This is a genomic window from Paraburkholderia sp. CNPSo 3281 (assembly GCF_024206515.1).
Lineage (GTDB): Bacteria > Pseudomonadota > Gammaproteobacteria > Burkholderiales > Burkholderiaceae > Paraburkholderia > Paraburkholderia nodosa.
Genome location: NZ_JAMBPS010000023.1, coordinates 36449 through 61624, shown reverse-complemented (window position 1 = coordinate 61624; position 25176 = coordinate 36449). Strand labels below are relative to the sequence as shown.

Annotated in this window: 20 protein-coding genes; 8 read left to right on the top strand and 12 right to left on the bottom strand. The window is 66.5% G+C overall.

Translation table 11 applies throughout. The features are described 5' to 3' along the window. Positions 1 to 54: 54 nt before the first annotated feature. The 6 genes from M3I56_RS22035 to M3I56_RS22010 form a co-directional block, all read right to left on the bottom strand. Positions 55 to 987 carry a spermidine synthase gene (locus M3I56_RS22035; RefSeq protein WP_254355806.1) on the bottom strand — a complete coding sequence of 311 codons (933 nt, stop codon included), beginning with the start codon at positions 985 to 987 and terminating at the stop codon, positions 55 to 57. Between the two features lie 130 nt (positions 988 to 1117). Next, complete coding sequence (locus tag M3I56_RS22030; RefSeq protein ID WP_254355805.1) at positions 1118 to 1651, bottom strand: energy transducer TonB; 534 nt, start codon at positions 1649 to 1651, stop codon at positions 1118 to 1120. Positions 1652 to 1713: 62 nt separating this feature from the next. Then, the gene (locus tag M3I56_RS22025; protein WP_254355804.1) at positions 1714 to 2265 is read right to left on the bottom strand and encodes a DNA-deoxyinosine glycosylase; all 552 of its coding nucleotides are present in this window, start codon (positions 2263 to 2265) and stop codon (positions 1714 to 1716) included. A 19-nt stretch (positions 2266 to 2284) separates the two neighbouring features. Next, positions 2285 to 2941 (bottom strand): chorismate lyase, encoded by a 657-nt coding sequence (locus M3I56_RS22020; RefSeq protein WP_254355803.1) that lies wholly within the window; start codon positions 2939 to 2941, stop codon positions 2285 to 2287. 113 nt (positions 2942 to 3054) lie between these two features. Then, positions 3055 to 4968, bottom strand: coding sequence for a molecular chaperone HtpG (gene htpG / locus M3I56_RS22015; RefSeq protein ID WP_254355802.1), 1914 nt, complete (start codon positions 4966 to 4968; stop codon positions 3055 to 3057). Positions 4969 to 5100: 132 nt separating this feature from the next. Further along, complete coding sequence (locus tag M3I56_RS22010; protein WP_254355801.1) at positions 5101 to 6597, bottom strand: PLP-dependent aminotransferase family protein; 1497 nt, start codon at positions 6595 to 6597, stop codon at positions 5101 to 5103. A 194-nt stretch (positions 6598 to 6791) separates the two neighbouring features. On the opposite strand from M3I56_RS22010, the gene M3I56_RS22005 reads away from it, so the two are divergent. The 7 genes from M3I56_RS22005 (at position 6792) to M3I56_RS21975 (ending at position 15318) form a co-directional block, all read left to right on the top strand. Then, positions 6792 to 7487, top strand: a complete 696-nt coding sequence (locus M3I56_RS22005) for a VOC family protein (protein ID WP_254355800.1) — start codon at positions 6792 to 6794, stop codon at positions 7485 to 7487. A 22-nt stretch (positions 7488 to 7509) separates the two neighbouring features. Beyond that, positions 7510 to 8415, top strand: coding sequence for a DMT family transporter (locus M3I56_RS22000; RefSeq protein ID WP_254355799.1), 906 nt, complete (start codon positions 7510 to 7512; stop codon positions 8413 to 8415). Between the two features lie 109 nt (positions 8416 to 8524). Further along, positions 8525 to 9724: a PLP-dependent aminotransferase family protein gene (locus M3I56_RS21995; RefSeq protein WP_254355798.1), complete on the top strand. Its 1200-nt coding sequence runs from the start codon at positions 8525 to 8527 to the stop codon at positions 9722 to 9724. A 71-nt stretch (positions 9725 to 9795) separates the two neighbouring features. Next, the gene (locus M3I56_RS21990; protein WP_254336593.1) at positions 9796 to 10260 is read left to right on the top strand and encodes a RidA family protein; all 465 of its coding nucleotides are present in this window, start codon (positions 9796 to 9798) and stop codon (positions 10258 to 10260) included. 137 nt (positions 10261 to 10397) lie between these two features. Then, the gene (locus M3I56_RS21985; RefSeq protein WP_254355797.1) at positions 10398 to 11276 is read left to right on the top strand and encodes a PhzF family phenazine biosynthesis protein; all 879 of its coding nucleotides are present in this window, start codon (positions 10398 to 10400) and stop codon (positions 11274 to 11276) included. Between the two features lie 349 nt (positions 11277 to 11625). Further along, on the top strand, positions 11626 to 14001 hold the full coding sequence (locus M3I56_RS21980; RefSeq protein WP_254355796.1) for an EAL domain-containing protein: 2376 nt from the start codon (positions 11626 to 11628) through the stop codon (positions 13999 to 14001). 111 nt (positions 14002 to 14112) lie between these two features. Further along, complete coding sequence (locus tag M3I56_RS21975) at positions 14113 to 15318, top strand: chromate transporter (protein ID WP_254355795.1); 1206 nt, start codon at positions 14113 to 14115, stop codon at positions 15316 to 15318. Positions 15319 to 15338: 20 nt separating this feature from the next. On the opposite strand, the gene M3I56_RS21970 is transcribed toward M3I56_RS21975, so the two are convergent. Genes M3I56_RS21970 through M3I56_RS21960 form a run of 3 tightly spaced genes read right to left on the bottom strand, consistent with a single transcriptional unit; the run spans position 15339 to position 19016 of the window. Next, positions 15339 to 16361 (bottom strand): histone deacetylase family protein, encoded by a 1023-nt coding sequence (locus M3I56_RS21970; protein ID WP_254355794.1) that lies wholly within the window; start codon positions 16359 to 16361, stop codon positions 15339 to 15341. A gap of 23 nt (positions 16362 to 16384) precedes the next feature. Further along, complete coding sequence (locus M3I56_RS21965) at positions 16385 to 17650, bottom strand: Zn-dependent hydrolase (RefSeq protein WP_254355793.1); 1266 nt, start codon at positions 17648 to 17650, stop codon at positions 16385 to 16387. Positions 17651 to 17693: 43 nt separating this feature from the next. Beyond that, positions 17694 to 19016: an MFS transporter gene (locus tag M3I56_RS21960; RefSeq protein WP_254355792.1), complete on the bottom strand. Its 1323-nt coding sequence runs from the start codon at positions 19014 to 19016 to the stop codon at positions 17694 to 17696. A 151-nt stretch (positions 19017 to 19167) separates the two neighbouring features. On the opposite strand from M3I56_RS21960, the gene M3I56_RS21955 reads away from it, so the two are divergent. Further along, positions 19168 to 20118, top strand: a complete 951-nt coding sequence (locus M3I56_RS21955) for a LysR family transcriptional regulator (protein WP_254355791.1) — start codon at positions 19168 to 19170, stop codon at positions 20116 to 20118. 39 nt (positions 20119 to 20157) lie between these two features. On the opposite strand, the gene M3I56_RS21950 is transcribed toward M3I56_RS21955, so the two are convergent. From M3I56_RS21950 to M3I56_RS21940, 3 genes are all read right to left on the bottom strand, one after another. Then, on the bottom strand, positions 20158 to 20616 hold the full coding sequence (locus tag M3I56_RS21950) for a CopD family protein (RefSeq protein ID WP_028205772.1): 459 nt from the start codon (positions 20614 to 20616) through the stop codon (positions 20158 to 20160). 95 nt (positions 20617 to 20711) lie between these two features. Further along, on the bottom strand, positions 20712 to 23027 hold the full coding sequence (gene parC, locus M3I56_RS21945; RefSeq protein ID WP_254355790.1) for a DNA topoisomerase IV subunit A: 2316 nt from the start codon (positions 23025 to 23027) through the stop codon (positions 20712 to 20714). A gap of 39 nt (positions 23028 to 23066) precedes the next feature. Then, positions 23067 to 25058, bottom strand: a complete 1992-nt coding sequence (locus M3I56_RS21940) for a DNA topoisomerase IV subunit B (RefSeq protein ID WP_254355789.1) — start codon at positions 25056 to 25058, stop codon at positions 23067 to 23069. Positions 25059 to 25176: the final 118 nt, after the last annotated feature.

Here is a 25176-nt window from a genome sequence, read left to right as displayed (position 1 = left end):
CGCCCCTGAAGCCGGTTTTCTGTGCCGCAACGGCGTTACCGCCGTTCGCGCGGATCAGATCGAGAATGTCGCGCCGTGCTGGCCGCTCGATTCGCGCAGCGCCTTCACCCACTGGTGCGCCGGCAGGCCGAGCTTGCTTTCGAGCAGGCGCGCGCGCTTTTCGAGCGCATCGAAGGTGACTTCGAGCGCCGGGCCCGAGAACGCGAGCGCCACGCGATTGCCTTCGTGCACTTCGGGCAGCGCGATCACGCGGCCTTCGAAGGCTTCGTTCAGCCGCTTCATGTTGCGCACGAAGCTCGGGTGGTCACCGAACAGGTTGATCGTCGCGACGCCGGCTTCGGTCAGGCACGCGCGCACGGCGCGGTAGAACGCCACGCTGTCGAGCACCGGACCGCGCGCGGTCGCGTCGTACACGTCGATCTGCAGCGCGCCGATGGTGCCGTGATTGGCGCGGTCCTGCACGAAGTCCCACGCGTCGAGCTCGCGCACGGTGAGGCGCGCGTCGTCGTACGGCAGCTCGAACATCGTGCGCGCGGCCACCACGACCGCCGGATTCAGCTCGATCGCCTCGACCTTCGCGGGGCGCAGATAGCGGTGCGCGAACTTGGTGAGCGCGGCGGCGCCCAAGCCCAGTTGCACGATGCGCTCGGGCGTGGCGAGGAACAGCAGCCAGGCCATCATCTGCTGCGCGTATTCCAGTTCGACGTGCAGCGGCTTCGCAAGACGCATCGCGCCCTGTACCCACTCCGTGCCGAAGTGCAGATAGCGCACACCGTTCTCTTCCGAGAACGTGACCGGCGCGAAACGCGGCTTGCGCGGCGCTTCGATGACCGGGGCGTTGTCGAGGTCGTCGGCGGCAGCGGCGGCGCGGCGCGGGCGCTTCGTGACCTTGGCGGTCTGGCTCGCTGTCTCGCCCGATTGCGTCGCGTGGCCGGTTTGCTTGAATGCGCGGGCCTCGGCGGAGGCGCGCTTGATGAGAGTCGTCATGTGGAAAATCGCTTGCTGTGGGGGCGCAAATGCAGGTGCATTTGCTCAGGCGACCGAGAGCATAGCATTCGCGGCGCTTCGGGCCAGATTTGGCAGGCATTTCGAGCGCCTGGCCCGCACGCGGCGCGCGTCAATGGCTGTCGTCTGAACGCCCCGCACTGTTGCGTGCGCCATCGATTCCGGGCTGCCCCGGCTGCAACGCCAGCGGATTGACGCGCACGGGATGGAAATGCATGTCGATCCGCGCAATGTGCAGCGCTTGGGGTACGGCAGGCAGCGGCGCGGCGGCGTCGATCGCGCGCTCGACGGCCTCGTCGTAGTCATCGTTGCCGCTCGAACGCAGTAGCTTCACCGAAACGATGGAGCCATCCGATGCCGCACGGATCGATACGATGGCTTCCGTATCCATCGGTATTTTCTTCGGATTGGCGAACATGTTGCCGCCGAGCTTGCAACTCACGTAGCGCTTCCATTGCCAGGCGCTCAAGGTGGTTTCCGTGGGCGGCGCGAAACCCGGCGTCGCGACGGCCGCGAGACAACGGTTCATGACCATCTGTGGCGAAGGGCGCACGTGCGGCCCCACTTGCGATACGTCGTCCGAAGCGCAGGCGCCCAGCATGAGCGTCATGGGTAAAGCGATCAGGGGCAGGCGTTTCTTGTTCATTTTGGTCTCGTGTCCCGGTGGTGCGGGCGCACCTCGGCGTGCGCGGGACCATGCTAGCGCGGCTAAGTTGCAGCGCGCTTACGTCTGTGTGCGCCAGCGCTCATACGCGCATCGGGGTCGCTTGTGAACGTGCCCAATGCGCGCCATTGCACGAGTTTCGCCGCGAAGTTCATCGACGCATACGCAGGACTGCTGGAAGGCAGGCGCAGAATTGTCGTGGGCCGCACATGCGCGCCAAGAATGCGCTCGCCGATGCGCGCCGCCGTGCCGCCGTTGAACGCGATCGCTTCGAGGGCGGGCAGGCGCTCGATAAGCGCGACGAGATCGTTGCCCTCGTGATCGCGGATATCGCCATCGAGACTGCCCTCGCGGCGCGCCTGCGCCACGACGTCCCACAGGCCCACGCGATGCGCGCGCAGCGTTTGTAGCCGCGCTTCGTATGCCATCGCAACGAGATCCTCGCCGAGCACCTCGCCCACGAGATGCCAGAACTTGTTCTGCTTATGCGCGTAGTACTGCTGATGCGCGAGCGACGCCTCGCCAGGCAAGCTGCCGAGGACGAGCACGCGCGTGCGTGCATCGACGACGGGATCGAAGCAGCGCTTGAAGGTCATGGCAACGGATGCAGCACGTTCATCGCGGCGCGTGATGCGCGCGCGAAGCGGTGTGATCGAGCGGGCCGCGTTCGCGTCCGAGATGCACGCCGGTTTCCGGGGTGAGCGGACCGCTTGCAAGGCGCGACCACAGCGCGGGCAGCATGCATTCGGTCACGAGCAGCGGCGCGCCTGCGCGCTCGAATACCGAGCGGCGCGCGACGAACGCATGCTGCGCGTGCTTCGCCGCGACCATCATCTCGCGCGCCGCGAGTGTGTAGAGCGGATGCCGCGCGCCGACGCGTCGGCTTACGAGCGCGGAGCGCGCGACGCCGCTATCGCTATAGAGGAGTTCCGCGAGCGGCCGCGTGCGCAAGCGGCGCATGGCCTGCCACACGCCTTGACTCGCGGCGAGCGGCGTCACGCTGTGCGCGGCGACGAACGGCACGCCGTCGACTTCGAGCACGATCTCGCGCACCCACGCGCGCTCGCGCGGTGCGAGGCCAAGCGCGTCGCATTCGTCGGACCAGGGCATATCCACGGCTTCGCGCGTGACCCGCACAACGACGCGGCCGAGCGTGCGCAAATGCGCCGTGAGCGAACCGCCGCGCGTGAGCCAGTCCTTCTGGTCGGCGCTCAAGGCGGGCAAGGGCTTGACGCGCCAATGCGCGTTAGCAGCATCGAATCGAAGAGGCATGGCGCGCATTATAGGCTGCGAGGATTTCAGTTCGCTACGAGCGCGGCGGACCAAAGAAAAACCCCTTGCAGCGGGTAGCCGCAAGGGGTTTCGGTCTTGCGTTGCCGCGCGCTTTAGCCGGCGCGGGCAATCAGCAACGCGTTCGTACGCTTCACGAAGCTGGCCGGATCTTCGAGCGCACCGCCTTCCGCCAGCAACGCCTGATCGAACAGGAGATTGCACCAGTCGCCAAAGTCCGCGCTATCGGTACGCAGCGCCTTCACGAGCGGGTGCTCCGGGTTCACTTCGAGGATCGGCTGCATCTGCGGCGCCTGTTGTCCCGCCGCCTTCAGCATGCGCTGCAGGTAGCCGCTCATGTCGCCTTCGTCGGCCACGAGGCACGAGGGCGAATCGGTCAGGCGGAAGGTGAGGCGCACGTCCTTGGCCTTGTCCTTGAGCGCTTCCTTCATGTGCTCGACGAGCGGCTTGAGTGCTTCGCTCACCTTCTCCTGCTGCTGCTTTTCCTCGTCGTTGAGCGCGCCGAGGTCGAGGTCGCCGCGCGCTACGCTCGCGAGCGGCTTGCCGTCGAACTCGTTCAGGAACGACAGCATCCACTCGTCCACGCGGTCCGTGAGGAGCAGCACTTCCACGCCCTTCTTGCGGAACACCTCGAGGTGCGGGCTGTTCTTTGCGGCTTGCCACGTGTCGGCGGTGACGTAGTAGATTTTCGTCTGCTCGGGCTTCATGCGCGCAACGTAGTCGGCGAGCGCTACGGTCTGCTCGTTCGTGTCGTTGTGTGTGGACGCGAAGCGCGCGAGCTTCGCCACGCGCTCGCGATTGGCGTGATCCTCGCCAATGCCTTCCTTGAGCACCTGGCCGAATTCGGTCCAGAACGTCGTGTACTTCGCCTTGTCCTCTTCGCTGGCTTCGGCGTCCATAACAGCATTCGCCATCTCTTCGAGCATCGAGAGCACGCGCTTGGTCACGCCGTCGCGAATCGCCTTCACGTCGCGGCTTTCCTGGAGGATTTCGCGCGAGACGTTGAGCGGCAGATCGCTCGAATCGACCACGCCCTTCACGAAGCGCAGATAGTTCGGCAGCAGTTGCTCGGCGTCGTCCATGATGAACACGCGCTTCACGTAAAGCTTCAGACCGCTCTTGTGATCGCGGTTCCACAGGTCGAACGGCGCATGCGACGGCACGTAAAGGAGCTGCGTATATTCGCTGCGGCCTTCCACCCGGTTATGCGTCCACGCGAGCGGATTCTGGTGGTCGTGCGCGAGGTGCTGATAGAACTGCTGATACTGCTCGTCGCTGATCTCGCTCTTCGAACGCGTCCACAGCGCGCTCGCCTGGTTGATGGTCTCGTACTCGTCCTGCGTGACCATCTCGCTCTTTTCGGCGTCCCATTCTTCCTTCTTCATCTCGATGGGCAGGCCGACGTGATCCGAATACTTCTGGATGATCGACTTGATCTTCCATGCGGAAAGCAGCTCTTCCTCGCCTTCGCGCAGATGCAGCGTGATCGTCGTGCCGCGCTGCTCGCGCTCGATCGTCTCGACGGCGAACTCGCCCTCGCCCGCGCTCGTCCAGCGCACGCCTTCGGCGGCCGACAGGCCCGCGCGGCGGCTTTCCACGGTGATCTTGTCCGCGACGATGAAGCCCGAATAGAAGCCCACGCCGAACTGGCCGATCAGCGCCGCGTCCTTCTGCTGGTCGCCCGAGAGCTTGCCGAAGAATTCCTTCGTGCCCGAGCGTGCGATCGTACCGAGGTGCGACACGGCTTCGTCGTGGCTCATGCCGATGCCGTTGTCGTCGATCGTGATGGTGCGCGCTTCCTTATCGAAGCCCACGCGGATGCGCAGGTTCGGATCGTTCTCATAAAGCGCGCTGTTCGCGATCGCCTCGAAGCGCAGCTTGTCCGCCGCGTCCGATGCGTTCGAGATCAGCTCACGCAGGAAGATTTCCTTGTTGCTGTACAGCGAATGGATCATCAGGTGCAGAAGCTGTTTCACTTCTGCCTGGAAGCTCATGGTTTCTTGTGCCATGGTCGAGAGTCCTCTTTCGTTACAGTTCACGTCTGACAAATTTGTGGCCGCGAGTTTACAGTCGAATCGCGGCGCGCTGCCCGCTCACTTGGGGACAGACGGCGCCGGTTTCAAGAGCCGCCGCCCACGAATTCACGCTTGCGCGCCGCCGCCGCGCCGGGCCACGCCTTCGAGATAGTCGGCGAGGAACGCGGGCAGCACCGGGTCGCCGCAGTTGGCGATGTTGAAGCGCATCCACGTGGTCGGCGACTGGTGCGGCGAGAACAGGCTCCCCGGCGTGAGCAGGAAGCCCGCTTCGTGGCCCGCCGCGGTGAGCGCGTCCGCGTCGACGCCGGTGTCCGCCCACAGGAACATACCGGCGCCCGGCGCCGCGAAGAGGCGCAAGCCGGCGCGCTCCAGCATGCGCGCGGCCTTGTCGCGCACGCCATCCAGCCGCCCGCGCAGGCGCTCCACGTGACGCCGGTAGTGGCCCTCCGTGAGCACGCGGTAGAGCACGCGCTCGTTGAGCTCCGGGCTCGTCATGCCGACGAGCATCTTCTGGTCCGCCACGGCCTGCGCTACGTCGCGCGCGCTCGCGATATAGCCCACACGCAGGTTCGGCGCGAGCGTCTTCGAAAAGCTGCCGAGGTAGATCACGCGGCGAAGCTGGTCGAGGCTCGCGAGGCGCGTGGCCGGATAGCCCGCCGGGCACAGGTCGCCGTAGATATCGTCTTCCACGACGATGAAGTCGTACTGTTCGGCAAGCCGCAGAATGCGGAACGCCTGCGCGGCGGACAGCGAGGTGCCCGTGGGGTTTTGCAGCACCGAATTGATGACGAGCATTTTCGGACGCCAGGTCTCGACCAGCGCTTCGAGCGCGTCGAGGTCCGGCCCTTCGGGCGTGTACGGCATGCCGACGAGCCGCGCGCCCTGCGAGGCGAAGCGCCCGAACATCTGGAACCACGCGGGGTCGCCCACGATCACCGTGTCGCCGGGCTGCACGTAGATGCGCGCAAGCAGGTCGATCGCCTGGGTGACGCCCGAAACGAGCACGATCTGGTCGGGCGTCGCGCCGATCTCGAGTTCCGCCATGCGCGTCTGAAGTTGCTGGCGCAGCGGCAGGAAGCCTTGCGGCGAGCCGAAGCCGAGCAGTTGCGTGCCGCTCTGGCGGGCAAGCGAGCGCATCGCTCCGGTCAGCAGTTCGCCGTCAAGCCAGCGCGCGGGCAGATAGCCCAGACCCGGCCCTTTTTCTGGCCGCGTGGACGTATGAAGCATGTTGCGCAGCAGCCAGACCACGTCGATGGTGGGCGGCGCGGGAGCGGCAACCGCGTCGGCGCGCGCCGCAGCGCCCGCCGTCAGCGGCTGGCGTTCGCCGCCCGCCACGAGCGCCAGCCGCTCGCGCACGTAGAAACCGGAACCGCGCCGCGAGTCGAGGTAGCCCTGCGCGACCAGACGCTCGTACGCCTCGACGACGGTAAAGCGCGACACGCCCTTGTCGAGCGCGAGCTTGCGGATGGACGGCATGCGCATGCCGGCGCGGAACACGCGCTCCTCGATGCGGCGGCGGCCCCACTGCACGAGCTGGTCGACTAGCGTGAGCGTGGCCGCGTCGTGCGGGGCGGGAATCTGGTCTAGCGGTACGGAGGACATGAGGACTCCCTGGACTCGAACTGTACAGAGCACTATCGGGCCGATTGTACCGTTACTGTCTGCAGCCATACCGGTACATTTGATCGCATGCGTACCGGTAAGGATTCGGTAGAGGCGTCAGCACACTGTTCAGGCGCGCGCTCCTGCCCTCTTCCTTCCGGCCCCTGGAAATCTCTGGCTCCGATCGCCCGCACATGAACGCCTCGCCGCTTCGCCTCGATCACCTCGTCGTTGCCGCGCGCACGCTGGAAGAAGGCGTGCAGTACGTGAGCGACGCGCTCGGCGTCGCGCCCACGGGCGGCGGCGCGCACCCGCTCATGCGCACGCACAACCGTCTGCTGGGGCTGTGGGGCGGCGCGTATCTGGAAGTCATCGCGGTCGATCCGGCGGCGAAGAGCGGAACAAGCCATGGCGCCCGCGCGCGCCTCTTCGCGCTCGACGACCCTGCCGTTCAGGCGCGCATCGAACAGGGGCCGTACCTCGCGCATTGGGTCGCGCGCGTCGATCCGCCGAAAAACCTCGCGCGCTGGCGCGAGCAGTATCCCCAGCGCATTCCCGAACTCGTGCCGATGACGCGCGGCGACTTCTCGTGGCAACTCACGGTGCCGGAGAACGGCACGTTCCCGGCCTGGCAAGGCGCGGGCGACGGCATTCTGCCGTCGCTAATCCAGTGGGACACGGCGCATCACCCGTCGCAGGTGCTGGCCGATACCGGCATCGCGCTCACCTCGCTCACTGGCTTTCACCCAGAGGCGCAGGCGGCGCGCGAGCAGTTACAGTGGCTCGGCGCGGCGCATCTGATCGCCGTGGAGGAAGCCCTCTCGCCCGCGCTCGTCGCGCAGTTCGAAACTCCGTCCGGTCCGCGCACGCTCGGCGCGCCGGCACGCTGATCCGTCGAGCGCAAAGTCCCGCATGAAAGCACGCGAAACCCAAGGCATGCTGCTCGGCCTCATCGGCGTCATGATCTTCAGCCTGACGCTGCCGATGACGCGCATCGTCGTCGCCGAATTCCACCCGCTTTTGAATGGCCTCGGCCGCGCGCTCGCCGCCGCCGTGCCGGCCGCGCTGCTGCTCGCCATCCGTCGGGAGACATGGCCTACCTGGCCGCAGGTCAAGAGCCTCGCCGTGGTGTCGCTTGGCGTGATCGTCGCGTTTCCGGTCTTTTCCGCCTTTGCGATGAAGACCGTGCCCGCCTCGCACGGCGCCATCGTCAACGGGCTGCAGCCGCTCGCCGTGGCGATTTACGCCGCCTGGCTCTCGCATGAGCGCCCCTCGAAGGCGTTCTGGGCCAGCGCGCTGCTCGGCAGTGCGCTCGTGATTGCGTTCGCGCTCCAGGCGGGCGGCGGCTCGCTGCACGCGGGCGACGCGTGGATGCTCATCGCCGTGGGCATCGGCGCGCTCGGCTACGCCGAAGGTGCGCGCCTCGCCCGCCAGCTCGGCGGCTGGCAGGTTATCTGCTGGGCGCTCGTGCTCTCGGCGCCGTTCCTCGCGCTGCCGGTAGGCTGGCTCGCTTGGGCGCATCATGTGGCGCATCCCGGCCCCGTCGCGCTCAAGACCTGGCTCGCCTTCGGCTACGTCACGCTGTTTTCGCAGTTCATCGGCTTTTTCGCGTGGTACGCGGGGCTCGCCATGGGCGGCACGGCGCGCGTGGGCCAGGTGCAGCTGCTGCAGATTTTCTTCACGATGGCGTTCTCGGCGCTCTTTTTCGGCGAGCAGGTCGCGCCCTCGGCGTGGCTCTACGCGGCCGCGGTGATCGCCACGGTCGTACTGGGTCGCCGCGCGGCGATCCGCACGGCCCCGGCGCCAGCGCGCGCATGAGCCGGTTTCGCGTCATAATTAAAGGTTTTCGGCGGCATCCGGCGGCGCGTGATCGCGCCCCATGCCGCCACTGACTCTGTCACTCGCCCCACCCCAACAAGGAGACCCCATGGACCAGAGCGATCTCAAGGCCGCGCCCGCGTGGCAACTGTCCGAGCGTGCAATCAAGCTGACCAGCTCGGCAATTCGCGAAATCCTGAAGGTCACCGAGCGTCCCGAAGTCATTTCGTTCGCGGGCGGGCTGCCCGCGCCGGCCAGCTTCCCGGCCGAGGAAATGCGCGCCGCCGCCGACCGCATCCTGCGCGACGATCCCTCGGGCGCCCTCCAGTACAGCGCGACCGAAGGCTATATGCCGCTGCGCGAATGGGTCGCCGCACGCCACTCGGTAGGCGGCGTGAAAGTGCGTCCCTCGCAGGTGCTCATCACCACGGGTTCGCAGCAGGCGCTCGACCTGATCGGCAAGGTGCTGGTCTCGCCCGACAGCCCCGTGCTCGTCGAGACGCCCACCTACCTCGGCGCGCTGCAGTCGTTCTCGCTTTACGAGCCGAAGTACGTCCAGGTTCCGACCGACGAGAAGGGCCTCGTGCCCGAGGGCCTCACGCCCGAACTCACGGCCGGCGCGCGCCTGCTCTACGCGATCCCGAACTTCCAGAACCCCACGGGCCGCCGACTGCCGCTCGAGCGCCGCCAGGCGCTCGCGGGATTCGCGAAACACTCGCCCTTCCCCGTGATCGAAGACGACCCCTACGGTGCGCTGCTCTACGCGGGCGAGCCGTTGCCGACGGTGCACTCACTCGCGCCCGAGCACGTCGTGCATCTGGGCTCGTTCTCGAAGATCCTGGCCCCGGGCCTGCGCGTGGGCTACATCATTGCGCCCGAAGACCTGCACTTCAAGCTCGTGCAGGCCAAGCAGGCCACCGACCTGCACACGCCGAGCTTCACGCAGCGTATCGTCTACGAGGTGGTGAAGGACGGCTTCCTCGACACGCACATCCCGAAGGTGCGCACACTCTATCGCGACCAGTGCGAGGCGATGCTCGACTCGCTCAAGCGCAACATGCCCGAAGGCGTGAGCTGGAACCGCCCCGAAGGCGGCATGTTCATCTGGGTGACGCTGCCCTCGAACATCGACAGCATGAAACTGCTGGCCGAAGCCGTCGCGCAGAACGTGGCCTTCGTGCCCGGCGCGCCGTTCTTTGCCGACGAGCCGCAACGCAACAAGCTGCGCCTGTCGTTCGTCACGGTACCGCCCGCGAAGATCGAAGAAGGCGTCGCGAAGCTCGCGGCCCTGATCCGCGCGCACGCCTGACGCATGCCTGGACACGCCTGGCGCAGCGCCAGGTTTTTTCCGACTCAACACCCGAACGAGGAATCCTGATCATGGCTGACATCAACATCTACGACCGTCTCGAACAGCTCGGCATCACCCTGCCCCAGGCAGGCGCGCCCGCCGCGGCCTACGTGATGAGCGCCCAGAGCGGCAACACGGTGTACCTGTCGGGTCACATCGCGAAGAAGGACGGCAAGGTGTGGGCCGGCAAGCTGGGCGAGTCGCTCACGACCGAGGAAGGTAAGGCCGCCGCACGATCGATCGCGATCGATCTGCTCGCCACGCTGCACACCCACACGGGCGACCTCAACAAGGTCAAGCGCGTAGTCAAGCTCATGAGCCTCGTGAACTCGACGCTCACCTTCACCGAGCAGCACGTCGTCACGAACGGCGCTTCGGAGCTGATCGCCGACGTATTCGGCGAGAAGGGCAAGCACGCGCGCTCGGCCTTCGGCGTCGCGCAGATTCCGCTTGGCGCATGCGTCGAGATCGAGCTGATCGCCGAAGTCGAGTAAGCAACATCAGCGAGCTTGGGTAACGTGCGCGGACCTGCATCGAGGTCCGCGCACGTTCTCGCATTATTCTGATGTGCCTTCGCGCAACCTGGCGCAGCCTCATGCGTCGGTCCTCCCCCTGCCACGATCGTCCCGCCATGACCCAGCACAGCGTCCGCTTCAAACAGGTCGACGTCTTCACGTCGGTACCCTTCAAGGGCAACCCGCTCGCCGTGGTGTTCGATGCCGACGGCTTGAGCGGCGATGAGATGCAGGCCATCGCGCGCTGGACGAATCTCTCGGAAACCAGTTTCCTGCTCGCCCCCACCCACGCGCGCGCCGACTATCGCGTGCGCATCTTCACGACCCAGGGCGAGCTGCCCTTCGCGGGTCATCCAACGCTTGGCACGGCGCACGCATTTCTCGAAAGCGGCCGCACGCCGAAGACGCCCGGCCGACTCGTGCAGGAATGCGGCGCCGGTCTCATCGATCTGGCCGCCGCGGAGGACGGTGCATGGGCCTTCGCCGCGCCGCCCGCGCGCGTGACGCCGCTCGCCCCAGCGCAGTTCGACGCATTGCGCGCGGCGCTGCGCCCGGACGCCATCGATTTCACGGCGGCGCCCTGCGGCGTCGACAACGGCGCGCCGTGGCTCATCGTGCGCCTCGCGTCGGCGCAAGCGGTGCTCGCGCTCGACGTCGACTACGAGGCGATCGAAGCAGTTGCCGCGAGCGTGGGCGCACACGGCGTGGCCGCCTACGGCCCGCATGAGGCCGATGGCCCTGCAACCTTTGAAGTGCGCTGCCTCATGACCGGCCTGGGCAAGGGCGAAGACCCCGTCACCGGCAGCGCGAACGCCGCCATCGCCATGCTGCTGGAACAGCAGAACCGGCGTCCGGGCGCGCGCTATACGGTGCGTCAAGGCACGGCACTCGGGCGCGACGGGCGCGTGCGCGTCGAATATGACGATGCGGCGAAACAGATCTGGATTGGCGGCCATTCGGTGACGGTCGTCGACGGGACCTGCCGGATCGGCTAAGCGGCTGAGCGCCTGCCTGCTCAAGTCGCCCCGCACGCCAGCCTCGCCCAAACTCATGCACGCGGCATCGTCCGCGATGCACCGCCTCCCATCTATGCACCGCACATGGGCATCGCGTGCGTGTTGAGGCGACCCTCGCGTATACCCGAGGGACCACAGCTTCCTTAATCATTCCCCAACCAGTAATATCGAAACATTGGACGCATGCCGCGTCCGGCGTTCATTGCTCGCGCGCAACGCGCGTATTCCCCTGCCATCCGTTATTCATGCCGCCGATTCAACCGAGCGCATCATTGCCGTTCTGGCCGCCGCATCCGCGGTGTGAGCTCACGCGCCTACGGCGGCCGCAATGAGCACCAACCGGGGTCCGTTCTCGCGCGATTCGAACCTGCGCAACGCGCCCGGCCCGGCATACACGCGTCCGCGCGCGCTGCTCGCCATTCCGCTGCTCGGCGTTCTGGTGCTCGTGCTGCTGTGGGCGGTCATCTTCACGCGTCTGTCGGTCGAGAAGGAAGCGACCCTGCGCGAAGCCACGGCCTCGGCGGCGATCCTCTCGGCGGCGCTCGAACAGCACACCGTCAAGGCGATCCACCAGGTCGACCAGATCACGCGCTTCGTGAAGTACGAGTTCGAAAAATCGCCGGGCCGCTTCGATCTCGGGAGCACGGTCGAAAAGGGCGTGGTGCAGAGCGACTCGCTCGTGCAGGTGTCGATCATCGACGAGCACGGCACGCTCGTCGCCAACACGGCCGACCCGAATCCCAAGCCCATCGACCTCTCGGACCGCGAGCACTTCAAGGTGCACGAGCACGAGAACGACGACCAGCTCTATATCAGCAAGCCGGTGCTCGGCCGCGTGTCCGGCCACTGGACCCTGCAGATGACGCGCCGCCTCAATCACCCGGACGGCTCGTTCGCGGGCGTGGTGGTGGTCTCGGAAGACCCGAGCTACTTCACGAGCGACTTCTACAACAACGCCGCGATCGGCCGTGACGGCGTGATCGCCGTGATCTCGGACAGCGGCGCCGTGCTCGCGCGCCGCACGGGCAGCGCCGAGCGCGCGAACAGCACGTTCTCCGCGAGCGGCGTGTATCCCATTTCCGAGCATGTGTCGGGCACCTACGTCGACCCGATCGATCACGTCACGCGCATCGTCTCGTACCGCCATATCGACGGCTATCCGCTCGCCGTGCTGGTCGGTCTCTCGCAGTCCGAAGAATTCGCCGACTACAACCACACGCGCGACGTCTACCTGATGATGGCGACGTTCATCTCGCTCGCCATGCTCTCGTTCTTCGCTGTGGCCACGGGACTGATCGGCAAGCTGCTCGGGCGCGAGCGCGAGATGTCGCAACTCGTGCAGTACGACCTGCTCACGGGCCTGCCCAACCGCTACGCCACGCTGCAGCGTCTGCGCCATGAAGTCTCGCAGCCGGGCAACCTCGGGCGGCTCGCCATCCTCTTCATCGACCTCGACAACTTCAAGACGGTCAACGACACGCTCGGCCACAACGCGGGCGACATCGTGCTGCAAATGAGCGCCGCGCGCCTCGCCGACGCCGTGGGCGGCGCGGGCACGCTCGCGCGCATCGGCGGCGACGAGTTCGTGGTGATCGTGAAGGGCGACGACATCGAAAAACGCGCCATCGCGCTCGCCGAGGCCACCAACGCCGCGTTCACGCATCCGTTCGACGTGCGCGGCAGCGCCTTCGTGCTGCACGCGAGCACGGGCATCGCGCTCTTCGCGGTCGCGCACGAAAGCGAAATTGATCTGCTCAAGAAGGCCGACCTCGCGATGTACGCCGCCAAGGAGGCCGGGCGCAACTGCTTTCGCTTCTACTCGCCGCAGCTCGCCCACCGCGCCGACCACCTGATGAAGTGGGAGCAGCAGCTGCGCGTCGCGCTCGCCGAAGACCAGCTCTTCCTCGCCTACCAGCCGAAGATCGATCTGCGCCGGCGCTGCATCACGGGCTTCGAGGCTCTGGTGCGCTGGAACCACCCGCAATACGGGCTCATTCCTGCAGGCGAATTCATTCCCGTGGCCGAATCCACGGGCCTCATCGTGCCGGTAGGCGACTTCGTGATCCGCACCGCGTGCGCGCAGCTCGCGCAGTGGCAGCAGCAGGGCTACGAGTCGCTCACGCTCGCCATCAACATCTCGGCAGTGCAGTTCTGGCGCGGCGACCTGTACGAGACCGTGGCGCGCGCAATCGAAGAGACCGGCATTGCCGCGCACCGGCTCGAACTCGAGATCACCGAAACCGCGATGATGGAGTACCCCGAGCTGGTATCGGAGAAGATCTTCGCGTTGAAGCGCCTTGGCGTGCGCGTCGCGCTCGACGACTTCGGCACCGGCTATTCGTCGCTCTCCTACCTGAACCGCTTCGCCGTCGACACGCTCAAGGTCGACCGCTCCTTCGTGCAGGCCATTCCCGCGGACCGCAGCGTGTGCGTGATGGTCTCGGCGATCGTCAATCTCGCGCGCTCGCTCGGGCTCACGGTGGTCGTCGAGGGCACCGAAACCGAAGAGCAGATCGCGTGGCTCTCCGCGCTCGGCCCGATCGAGGCGCAGGGCTTCCTGTTCTCGCGCCCCGTGCCGGTGGAAGGCGTGGCCGCGCTGATTGAACGCTTCGGCGTGTGCAGCGCGACGCAACCGGCGGGCACGCAAGCCGCACGCGAAGATCGCCGCAACGAGCGCCTGAGCGACGCGCCGCAATCGCGCTGACGCGAGGCCAGCGCGCAGGTTGCGCATTGTCCACGCGTTTTCCAGTGAGTTGCGCGAACGGCGTGCCTTCGCGCACAGACCCGCACGGACCTCCGCACGCATGATGCAGCCATGCAAACCCGCACCGACGAAGCGATCGCGGCGCCAATCCGCGACCATCACGAACCGCTCTTGACGCTCTTTCGCGTCGTGCTGACCGTGTCCGCGGTCTCATGGGGCGGCCTCGCGCTCATGGCGCAACTCGAGCAGCACTACGTGGAGCGCGAAGCGCGGCTCACCCAAACGGCGTTCTCGGATCTGATCGCGCTCGCCTGGATGGTGCCAGGGCCGGTGGGCTGCAACGTCGCGGTGCAACTCGGCCACGCGCTGCGCGGACGCGCGGGCGCCTGGGTCGCGGGCGTGGCGAGCGTGCTGCCCTTCTTCGCGCTGATGACGCTGTTCGCCATTTTCTACCGCACGCCGCTCGTGCATGCGGTCGCCTCGCGCACGCTGCTCGACCATTTCAGCGTGGTGCTCGCCATGTTGATCGGCGTGACCTGGTATCGGCAAACGCGTGCGCTCGTGCGCGGCCCGCTCGAATGGGGCGTGGCGCTCGCGGCCTGCGCGGCCCTCGCGCTCGCGGCGAGCGGCGCGGCCTACGTGGCGATTCTGCTCGCCGCATTTGCCGCGGGCTGGCTCGCGAGCCCCGTGCCTTCGCAGCGGCTCGAATTGCGCGTGACGCGGCGCGACCTGCAGTTGCTCGCCGCGCTTGCCGCGCTGATCGTCGTGTTCGCGCTGCCGCTGCCGCATCCGCTGGACTCGGCGCTGCTCTGGCCGCGTCTCGCAGGCGCAGGCATGACGCTGTTCGGCGGCGGCTTTTCGGCGCTGCCCGTGTTGAAAACGCTGTTCGTCACGCCCGCGGTCGGCATCACCAACGACGACTTCACGCTGGCGTTCACGCTCTCACCGCTGTCGCCCGGGCCGCTCCTGAACGTGGTGCCCTTCTTCGGCTATCTCGTCGATGGCTGGGTCGGCGCGCTCGTCGCCACGCTCGCGCTGTTCGTGCCGTCGGGCTGCCTCGTCGTCCTCGCGCGGCGGCACCTGCACCGCATGAAGGCGAACCCGCGCTTCGAGCACGCCATGCGCGTGCTGCGCGCCGCGACCACCGCGTTTCTCGCGATCGCCGTCTGGCACATCGCGCGGCACGTGCCGCTGCATCCGCCGTATCTGCTGACGGCCGTCTTCTCGGCGATGTGCTTCGGCAAGCTCAAGCTCCCCGCTTACGCGGTCTACGCGACGGTAGGACTCGCGTGCGGGGCGTGGCTGCTGCTCGCCTGACGCGCGCGTTCACGCGCCGATCAGCGCGCTCCCGTAAAACCGCCGAAGAACGCGCGCGCGTTGTCTTCGAGGCTTGCGAGGTGATAGCCGCCTTCCTGCACGATCACCGAAGGCAGGCCGAGCGCGCCGAGCGCCGTGCCGAGCCGGCCAAAGCCCTCAGTGGTCACGGCGACTTTCGACTGCGGATCGTCCTTGTAGATGTCGAAGCCGAGCGCCAGCACGAGCGCGTCCGGCTCGAAGCGCCCGAGCACGCGCAGCGCCGCATCCACGCGCTCGAAGAAGTCGGCCTCGGATGCGCCATGCGGCATCGGCAGATTGACGTTGTAGCCATCGCCCGCACCGTTGCCGCGCTCGTCCTCGTAGCCCGCGACCACGGGATAGAAGTTGGTCGGATCGCCGTGGATCGAGATGTAGAGCACGTCGCTGCGGCCGTAGAAGATCTCCTGGACGCCCTGGCCGTGGTGCATGTCGGTGTCGAGGATCGCCACGCGCTTGAAGTGGCCGCGCAGCGACTGCGCCGCGATGGCCGCGTTGTTCAGATAGCAGAAACCTCCCGCCGCGTCCGCACGGGCATGATGGCCGGGCGGACGCGAGAGCGCGTACGACTCGCGCGCGCCCTCGTTCACGCACGCGGCGGCCGCCAGCGCGCTTTGCGCCGACCAGTAGGCCGCACGCCAGGTGTTCGCGCCAATGGGGCAGCTACCATCCGCGAGATAGCGCGCCGCCTGCGCGAGCACGCCGCGCAGCGGATTTGGCTCGCGCACGTAGATGTTCGACATCACCTCTTCGCCCCAGTCTTCGGGCACGCGCTTCCATTCGGTGTGCGCTTCTTCGAGAAAGCGCAGATAGTTCATGTCGTGCACGGCGGCGATGGGCGCAGTGCCGAAGTCGGCGGGCGCCTGCACGTCGAAGCCAAGCGAGCGCGCCGCGGCGACGAGATGCTCGGCGCGCTGCGGCACTTCCTGCGGCTCACGCAACTGGCCGCGCGAGAAATAGCCGCGCGGATGATGCAGCAGCTGATCGGGGTGAAACCAGGTTTTCATGTTCAGTTCTCCTTCTATTTCTTTTACGCGTCGGCGTCGGCGGCAACGGCCAGGCGCACGCCCGCGCGCGCCGCGACCGCGTTGAGCAGCACGTTCGCGCCGGCGGTGACGTCTGCCGGCAACGCGTCCTCGGCTTCGTTGTGCGACAGACCGTCCACGCAGGGAATGAACACCATCGCACTCGGGCAGTAGCGCGCGAGGTGGATCGCGTCGTGGCCCGCCCCGCTCACGATACGCTCGTGCGGATAGCCCAAGCGCGCCGTTGCCTGCGCGACCAGTTCGACGCACTGCGCGTCGAACGGCGTGGCGGCGCTCGTCCAGCAATGTGCGATCTGCACGTCGAGGCCGCGCGCCGCGGCCACGTCCGCGCATAGCGAGCGCAAGTCGCGCTCCATCGCATCGAGTTGCGCATCGTCGGGATGGCGCAGATCGACGGTGAACGTCAGGTTCGCCGCGATCGTGTTGCGCGACGAGTTGGCGATCTGCGCCTGGCCGATCGTCACCAGACCGAGCGGGGCGTAGCGCGCCATCGTGCGTTCGATCTCGAGAGACATCTGCGCCGCGCCGAACCACGCATCCTTGCGATAGCGCATCGGCGTCGTGCCCGCGTGCGCAGCCACGCCCGTTACGTTGACGTCGAACCAGCGGATCGCCTGGCCGCCCGTCACGACGCCGATGGTCGTGCCGTTCGCCTCCAGAATCGGGCCCTGCTCGATATGGGCTTCGAAGTAGGCGTCGACAGCCACGCCTTGCACGGCACGCGCGCCGCGCGCGCCGCATGCGTCGAGCGCGGCGCCGAGAGTCACGCCTTCGGCGTCCGTGCGCGCGAGGGCGTCTGCGAGCGTCATCGCGCCCGCGAAGACCCCCGAGCCCAGCATCGCCGGCGTGAAGCGCGCGCCCTCCTCGTTGGTCCACGAGCAGATCTCGATCGGCTTCACGGTGCGCGCACCCGCGTCGTTGAGCGCGCGGACGACTTCGAGCGCGGCGAGCACGCCGTATACGCCGTCGAAGCGGCCCCCTTCGGGCTGCGTGTCGAGATGGCTGCCCATCAGCACGGGTGCGGCCTGCGCGTCATCGCCTGCGCGGCGCGCGAACAGGTTCCCCACTTCGTCGGTCCACACCGTCATGGCCGCCTCGCGGCACCAGCGTGCGAACAGGTCGCGGGCGCGCCGGTCTTCCTCGGTGAGCGCGAGGCGGCGCACGCCGCCGCCCGCCGTCGCGCCAATGCGCGCCATCTCCATGAGGCTCGCCCACAGGCGCGGGCCGTCGATCTGCAAAAGGTCTTTCATCGGTCCATCCATTTCAGTCGAACTCTTCATTACGTGCACAACATCAGCGCGTGCTCAGCGCCTCGGCGGCGGCCACCTCGTCATGCGCATGCTGGTGGCGGCGCGCGTCGAGCGCGACGATGCACAGCAGCGAGACGCCCGCGAGGCACGTATAGAACGCGGCGAGCGGCCACCACTGCCCCACATAGCGATGCGCGAGCCACGTACCGACGAGCGGCGTGAGGCCGCCCGCGATCGCGCCGCACACCTGGTAGGAGAGCGATATCGCGGAGTAGCGCACACGCGTAGGGAACACGCCGGAAACGAAGCCCGCGATCACCGAATAGAAGCTCGCCATGCAGACCACGGCGATCGCGATGCCGATCACCATCGGCACGACCTTGCCGCTTTGCACGAGCACGAACATCGGATACGGCGAGAGCATCGCAGCGAGCGCCGCGCACTTGAGGAAGCGCGCGCCGCCCATGCGTTCGGCGAGCCACGCGGCGAGCGGCTGCACGAGGAACTGGATGATCGCGACCGCGAACAGACAGTCGAGAATGAGCGAGCGCGTGATGCCGACGTACTGCGTGGTGTAGGCGATCATGAACGTGTTGGTAAAGTACACGCCCGCAATGCCGATGGTATTCGCGCCGATGCACAGCAACACGAGGCCCCACGACGAGCGGAACACTTCGGCGACGGGCAGCTTGAGCGTGCGGCGCTGGTCTTTGAGCTTCTCGAACTCGGGCGACTCGTTCACGCCGAGCCGGATCATGATGCCGACCACGAGCAGCACCGCCGAAACGAGAAACGGCAGACGCCAGCCCCAGGAAAGAAAGTCCGCTTTGTCGAGCGATGTGACCGTGCGGAACGCGAGCAGCGAGAGAATCAGGCCCGCAGGCGAACCCAACTGCGCGAACGAGGCGAAGAACGTGCGGCGGCCTTCGGGCGCGTGCTCGCCCGCCATCAGCACCGCGCCGCCCCACTCGCCGCCCACGGCGATGCCCTGCACCACGCGCAGCAGCACGAGCAGCACCGGTGCGAGCATCCCCACGCTCGCATACGAAGGCAGCAGGCCGACGCAGACGGTGGCGACGCCCATCATCATCAGCGTGGTCATGAGCGCTTTCTTGCGGCCGATGCGGTCGCCGAGGTGGCCGAAGATCAGGCCGCCGAGCGGGCGCGCGAAGAACCCGACGGCGAAGGTCGCGAACGACGCCATCGTGCTCACGAAGCGGTCTTCAGAAGGGAAATACAGTTCGCCGAAAACGAGCGCGGCGGCCGTGGCGTAAATGTAGAAGTCGTACCACTCGATCATCGTGCCGATGAACGCCGCGGCGGCGGCGCGCACCGGTTGCCGGGTGCTGGACTGCGGGTTAGCCATGCGTCGGTCTCCTTCAGGCGCGTTTGGGATGAATTTGTGTTGCATGCACGCTTTATCGCCAGCCACAAATCATTAGTCAAATTTCGCGTTATTATTCAGCGCATAAATTCAACTAATACCATTGGCGCACCACCGCGCCGGGAGACCGCCCATGCGCGCCGACACCACCCGCTTTCTCAACGACCGTCTCGACTGGAACCTGCTGCGCACCTATCTCGCGATCATGCAGGAGCGCAGCCTGAGCCGCGCCGCCGCGCGCCTGTACGTCACGCAGCCGGCCGTGAGCCAGGCGCTCAAGCGGCTCGAAGACGCGCTCGGCCGCAAGCTGATCGAGCGCCGCGGCGCGCAGTTCGTGCCGACCAAGGCCGGCGAGGAGGTCTATCGTATTGCCAGCGACATCTACGGGACGATTTCGCAGCTCGAAACCGGGCTAGACGAACGCACCGCCGACATCACCGGCTCGATCCGCCTGCTCACGGTGAGCCGCATCGAGTCGCGCGTGTACGACGAATTTCTCGCGGAATTCCACACGGCCTACCCGCGCATCGATCTGCAGATCGAAGTGATGCGCTCGTCGGACATCATCTCGTCGCTGCTGCAGAAAACGGCGACCGCAGGCTTGAGCCTGTGCCGCACGCCCATTGACAAGCTGGACATGCGCTGCTTTCTGCGCCAGCGGTACGCGATGTTCTGCGGCCGGCATCACCGGCTCTTCGGGCTCTCGCAGTTGACGATGGACGACCTGCTCGCGGAGAATTTCGTCTCCTTCACGAGCGACCAGATTGGCGACAGCCTTTCGCCGCTTACGGTGTTTCGCGACCAGCGCGGCTTCACGGGGCGGATCGTGGCGTCGTCACCGAGTCTGGACGAGGTGCGGCGGCTGATCTTTGCGGGCTACGGCATTGGCTGCCTGCCCGAGCATACGGTGCGGGACGATCTGGCGCGGCAGCGCCTGTGGCGGCTGCCGCCGGAGGAAGGGCTCGTGGACGTCGATATCCACTTGCTATGGCATCGCGACCGCAAGCGCAATGCGGCCGAAGAAGCATTCTTCGACGCGATGGAGCGCTGCATGCAGCGCCATGCGCTCGCGGAGCGCCTGTAAAACCTCTGGCGCGGGCCGCGAACGTTGCAGGAGAAACGATTAGAACCCGCGCGCGAGCACCGCAACGCCGATCGTCACGATACCCAGCACGAGATTGATGACGACGAGCCGGCGCACGGTGCCCACGGCGCGCGCGCCGTCGGGCCACTTCTGCGCTTGCACGGCGCGGCGAATGCGCGGAAACACGGCGAAGCGGATGTGCCCGAAGATCAGCATCATCAGCACGCCCAGGCCCGCCATGGCATGCAGTTGCCAGGTGGCATGCTCGCCGCCGAACTGCATGAGCAGGAAGCCGCCGGTCAGCAGGATCACGATGACCGAGACGCCCACCCAGTTAAAGAAGCGGCCGAACACCGATTCGATGAGCGGCAGGCGCAACTGCGGAGACAGGTCTTCGAGCGCCGGGCGCAAACAGAAGTGCGCGAAGATCATGCCGCCGACCCAGACGGCGACACCCAGCAGATGCAGAAAGAGCGCGACTGCGATCGCGTGGCCCATGCTTGAATTCCCTCGTAACGTGTCGTTATGCGGCGCGAGCCGTTGTGCGCGGCATTATTCCATGCCGCACCGCGATTCGCGCCGGATATGCTCTTTTACCGCGGCAACACCGGACGCATCTCCGTCACGACCTTGAGCTTCGAGTCCGGCGCGCGGCCCTTGCGTGCGCGCTTGCCGATCTGGGGCGACAGCACCGCGCCCGCCATCAGGTCCTCGGCCGCCTTGCCGCCGCGGCCCGTGCCCACGAGCACGACGCCCGCCGCGCTGATCGCGAGCGCCTGCACGAGCTTCTCATTGTCGTCGAGCTGCATGAGCGTGACGCCACGCCCGCCGCCGGAGAGCGTCTTCATCTCGTCGAGGCCGAACACCAGCAAACGACCGCTCGACGAAAGACACGCCACCTGCAGCGCGTCGGGCAGCATCGGCATCGGCGCGAGCGGCACACAGCCCTCGTCGATCGTCATGAACGCCTTGCCTGCCTTCACGCGGCTCACCATGTCGCCGATCTTCGCGATGAAGCCAAAGCCGTTGCTCGACGCCAGCAGCAATTGCTGTTCCGCATTCGCTGCGAAGTAATGCAGCAGATGCGTGCCCGCTTCGAGTTCGATGAGCGACGTGACCGGCACACCGTCACCGCGGCCGCCAGGCAGATTCGCAATCGACACGGAATAGACGCGGCCATTGCTGCCCCACGCGATGAGCGTGTCGGGCGTGCGGCACTGGAAAGCCGCATAGAGACCGTCGCCGGCCTTGAACGTGAAGCTTTGCGTATCGAGCCCGTGGCCCTTGAGCGCACGCACCCAGCCCTTCTGCGAGACGACGACCGTGACCGGCTCGTCCACCACGCGCGCTTCGAAGCTCGCGCGCTTTTCCTGCTGGATCAGCGTGCGGCGATCGTCGCCGTATTGCTTCGCGTCGGCTTCGATTTCCTTCACGATGAGCCGCTTCATCGACGAGTCGTTCGCGAGCAGTTCTTCGAGCTTCGCCTTCTCTTCGCGCAGTTCCGCGAGTTCCTTCTCGATCTTGATCTTCTCGAGCCGCGCCAACTGACGCAGACGGATTTCAAGAATGTCCTCGGCCTGGCGCTCGGAGAGTCCGAACGCGCTCATCAGCGCGCTCTTGGGCTCGTCCGACTCGCGGATGATGCGGATGACCTCGTCGATATTGAGGAAGACGATCATCCGCCCTTCGAGGATATGGATGCGGTCGTCGACCTTGGTGAGACGATGCTGCGTGCGGCGCGTGACGGTGGCGAAACGGAAACCGATCCACTCGCCCAGAATCTCGCTGATGCCCTTCTGACGCGGACGGCCATCCGAGCCGATCATCACGAGATTCAAGGAGGCGTTCGATTCGAGGCTCGTGTTCGCGAGCAACGAATTGACGAACTCGGCCTGGTCGATGCGGCTCGTCTTCGGCTCGAACACGAGACGCACTGGCGCGTCCTTGCCCGACTCGTCGCGCACGGCGTCGAGCAAGCCGAGCATGGTCTGCTTGTTCTGCAACTGCTCGGGCGTGAGCGTCTTCTTGCCGAGCTTGAGCTTCGGGTTGGTGAGCTCTTCGATCTCTTCGAGCACCTTCTGGCCCGAGGTGTTCGGCGGCAGCTCGGTCACCACGAGTTGCCACTGGCCGCGCGCGAGGTCCTCGATCTTCCAGCGCGCGCGCACCTTGAGGCTACCGCGGCCCGACTCGTAGGCCGCCGCGATTTCCGCCTCGCTCGAAATGATCTGGCCGCCGCCCGGGAAGTCCGGTCCCGGCACTTTCTCCATGAGCTCCGCATGCGAGATCTTCGGATTGCGGATCATCGCCACGGCCGCCGCCGCAACTTCGCGCAGGTTATGCGAAGGAATTTCGGTTGCGAGACCCACCGCGATCCCCGACGCGCCGTTGAGCAGCAGCATGGGCAGGCGCGCGGGCAGCGTCTTAGGCTCCTGGAACGAGCCGTCGTAGTTCGGCATGAAATCGACGGTGCCCATGTCGATTTCGTCGAGCAAGAGCTTCGCGATGGGCGTCAAGCGCGCTTCGGTGTAGCGCATGGCCGCCGCGCCGTCGCCGTCGCGCGAGCCGAAATTGCCCTGGCCGTCGATGAGCGGGTAGCGCATCGAGAAGTCCTGGGCGAGGCGCACGAGCGCGTCGTAGGCCGACTGGTCGCCGTGCGGGTGGTACTTGCCGAGCACGTCGCCCACCACGCGCGCCGATTTCACGGGCTTGGCGTTGTCGCCGAGACCCATTTCGTTCATCGCGAAGAGAATGCGCCGCTGCACCGGCTTCTGGCCGTCGCAGACGTCGGGCAGCGCGCGGCCCTTCACCACGCTCACCGCGTAGTCGAGATAGGCGCGTTCCGCGTAGTGGCCGAGCGTGAGCGTGTCGCCGTTCGGGGCGTCCGTCACTTCAGCAAAGAGATCGTCCATGTTTCAATCAGTCCGTAATCGTGTGTGCGCCTGCGCGTATCAGATATCCGCTTCGACTTCGTTGCCCTTCTCCTCGAGCCACGAACGGCGCGAAGCCGCTTCGCCCTTGCCCATGAGCATCGTCATGCGCGCGACCGTGGCCTCGTAGTCGAGGTCGCCGAGCACGATGGGCGAGAGGCGGCGCGTGTCCGGATTCATCGTCGTGTCCCAAAGCTGCTCGGCGCTCATTTCGCCCAGACCCTTGAAGCGGCTGATACTCCATTGCGTTTCGCGCACACCGTCCTTGCGTAGCTTGTCGAGGATCGCTTCGAGTTCGCCTTCGTCGAGCGCATAGAGCTTCTGCGCGGGCTTCTTGCCGCGCGCGGGCGCATCCACGCGGAACAGCGGCGGGCGCGCCACGCACACGTGACCGCGCTCGATGAGCTGCGGGAAATGCTTGAAGAAGAGCGTGAGCAGCAGCACCTGGATGTGCGAGCCATCGACGTCGGCATCGGAAAGAATGCAGATCTTGCCGTAGCGCAGATTCGAAAGATCGACCGTCTCGTCGGGGCTGTGCGGATCGACGCCGATCGCCACCGAAATATCGTGCACTTCGTTGTTCGCAAAGAGCCGGTCGCGCTCGGTCTCCCACGTGTTGAGCACCTTGCCGCGCAGCGGCAGGATGGCCTGGTACTCCTTGTCGCGCCCCATCTTCGCGGAGCCGCCGGCCGAGTCGCCCTCCACGAGGAAGAGTTCGTTGCGCACGATGTCGGTCGATTCGCAGTCGGTGAGCTTGCCGGGCAGCACGGCCACGCCCGAGCTCTTGCGCTTCTCGACTTTCTGGCCCGCGCGCGTGCGCGCCTGCGCCTGCTTGATGACGAGGTCGGCAAGCTTCTTGCCGTGCTCGACGTGCTGGTTGAGCCACAGCTCCAGAGCCGGACGCGAGAACGACGAAACGAGCTTCACGGCGTCGCGGCTGTTCAGGCGCTCCTTGATCTGCCCCTGGAACTGCGGGTCGAGCACCTTGGCCGAGAGCACGAACGAGACGCGCGCAAAGACGTCTTCGGGCAGGAGCTTCACGCCTTTCGGCTGAAGATTGTGCAATTCGACGAAGCTCTTCACGGCCTGGAAGAGACCGTCACGCAGGCCGCTTTCGTGCGTGCCGCCCGCAGGCGTCGGGATCAGGTTCACGTACGACTCACGCGTGAGCGAGCCTTCCTCGCACCACGCCACGACCCACGCGGCGCCCTCGCCTTCGGCGAAGGTGTCGTCGGTGGTGCGCGCGTCGGCGTAGCGCTCGCCTTCGAACAGCGGAATCAGCAGGTCGGCGCCGCCCATGCCTTCGAGCAGATAGCCGCGCAGGCCGTCTTCGTACTTCCAGCTCTGGCGCTCGCCGGTCTTCTCGATCACGAGCGTGACCTCGACGCCGGGCAGCAGCACGGCCTTCGAGCGCAACAGACGCTGCAGCTCGCCGAGCGGCAGGTTGGGCGAATCGAAATACTTGGGATCGGCCCACGCGGTCACGCGCGTGCCGGTTTTCTTTTCGTCGCGCGCGGCGTTGCGCGTGGTGAGCGGCCTCGTGACGTTGCCGTCCGAGAAGCCGATTTCGGCGACCTTGCCGTCGCGCCACACAGTGACGTCGAGGCGTGTCGAGAGCGCGTTCGTGACCGAAACGCCCACGCCGTGCAGGCCACCCGAGAAGGTGTAGGCGCCGCCGGCGGCCTTGTCGAACTTGCCGCCCGCGTGCAGGCGCGTGAAGACGATCTCGACGACGGGCACCTTCTCGTCGGGGTGCAAGCCGAACGGAATGCCGCGGCCGTCGTCCTCGACGGAGACGGAATGGTCGGCGTGCAGCGTCACGGTGATGCGCTTGCCGTAGCCGCCGAGCGCTTCGTCCGAGGCGTTGTCGATGACTTCCTGGATGATGTGCAGCGGATTCTCGGTGCGCGTATACATGCCCGGCCGCTGCCGGACGGGCTCGAGGCCCTTGAGCACCTTGATCGACGCTTCGCTATAGCCAGTGTTTCCAGCGTTGGACTTCTTCGTTGACATGGTGATCCACAGGGGGTTGTCCGCGCGCTTGTCCACAGGTCCTGTGGACATCTGCGGGGAAAACGCGTTGAGCGTTCAAAAAAACCGATACGAAACAACGAGGTGAACCGGCTGCGCG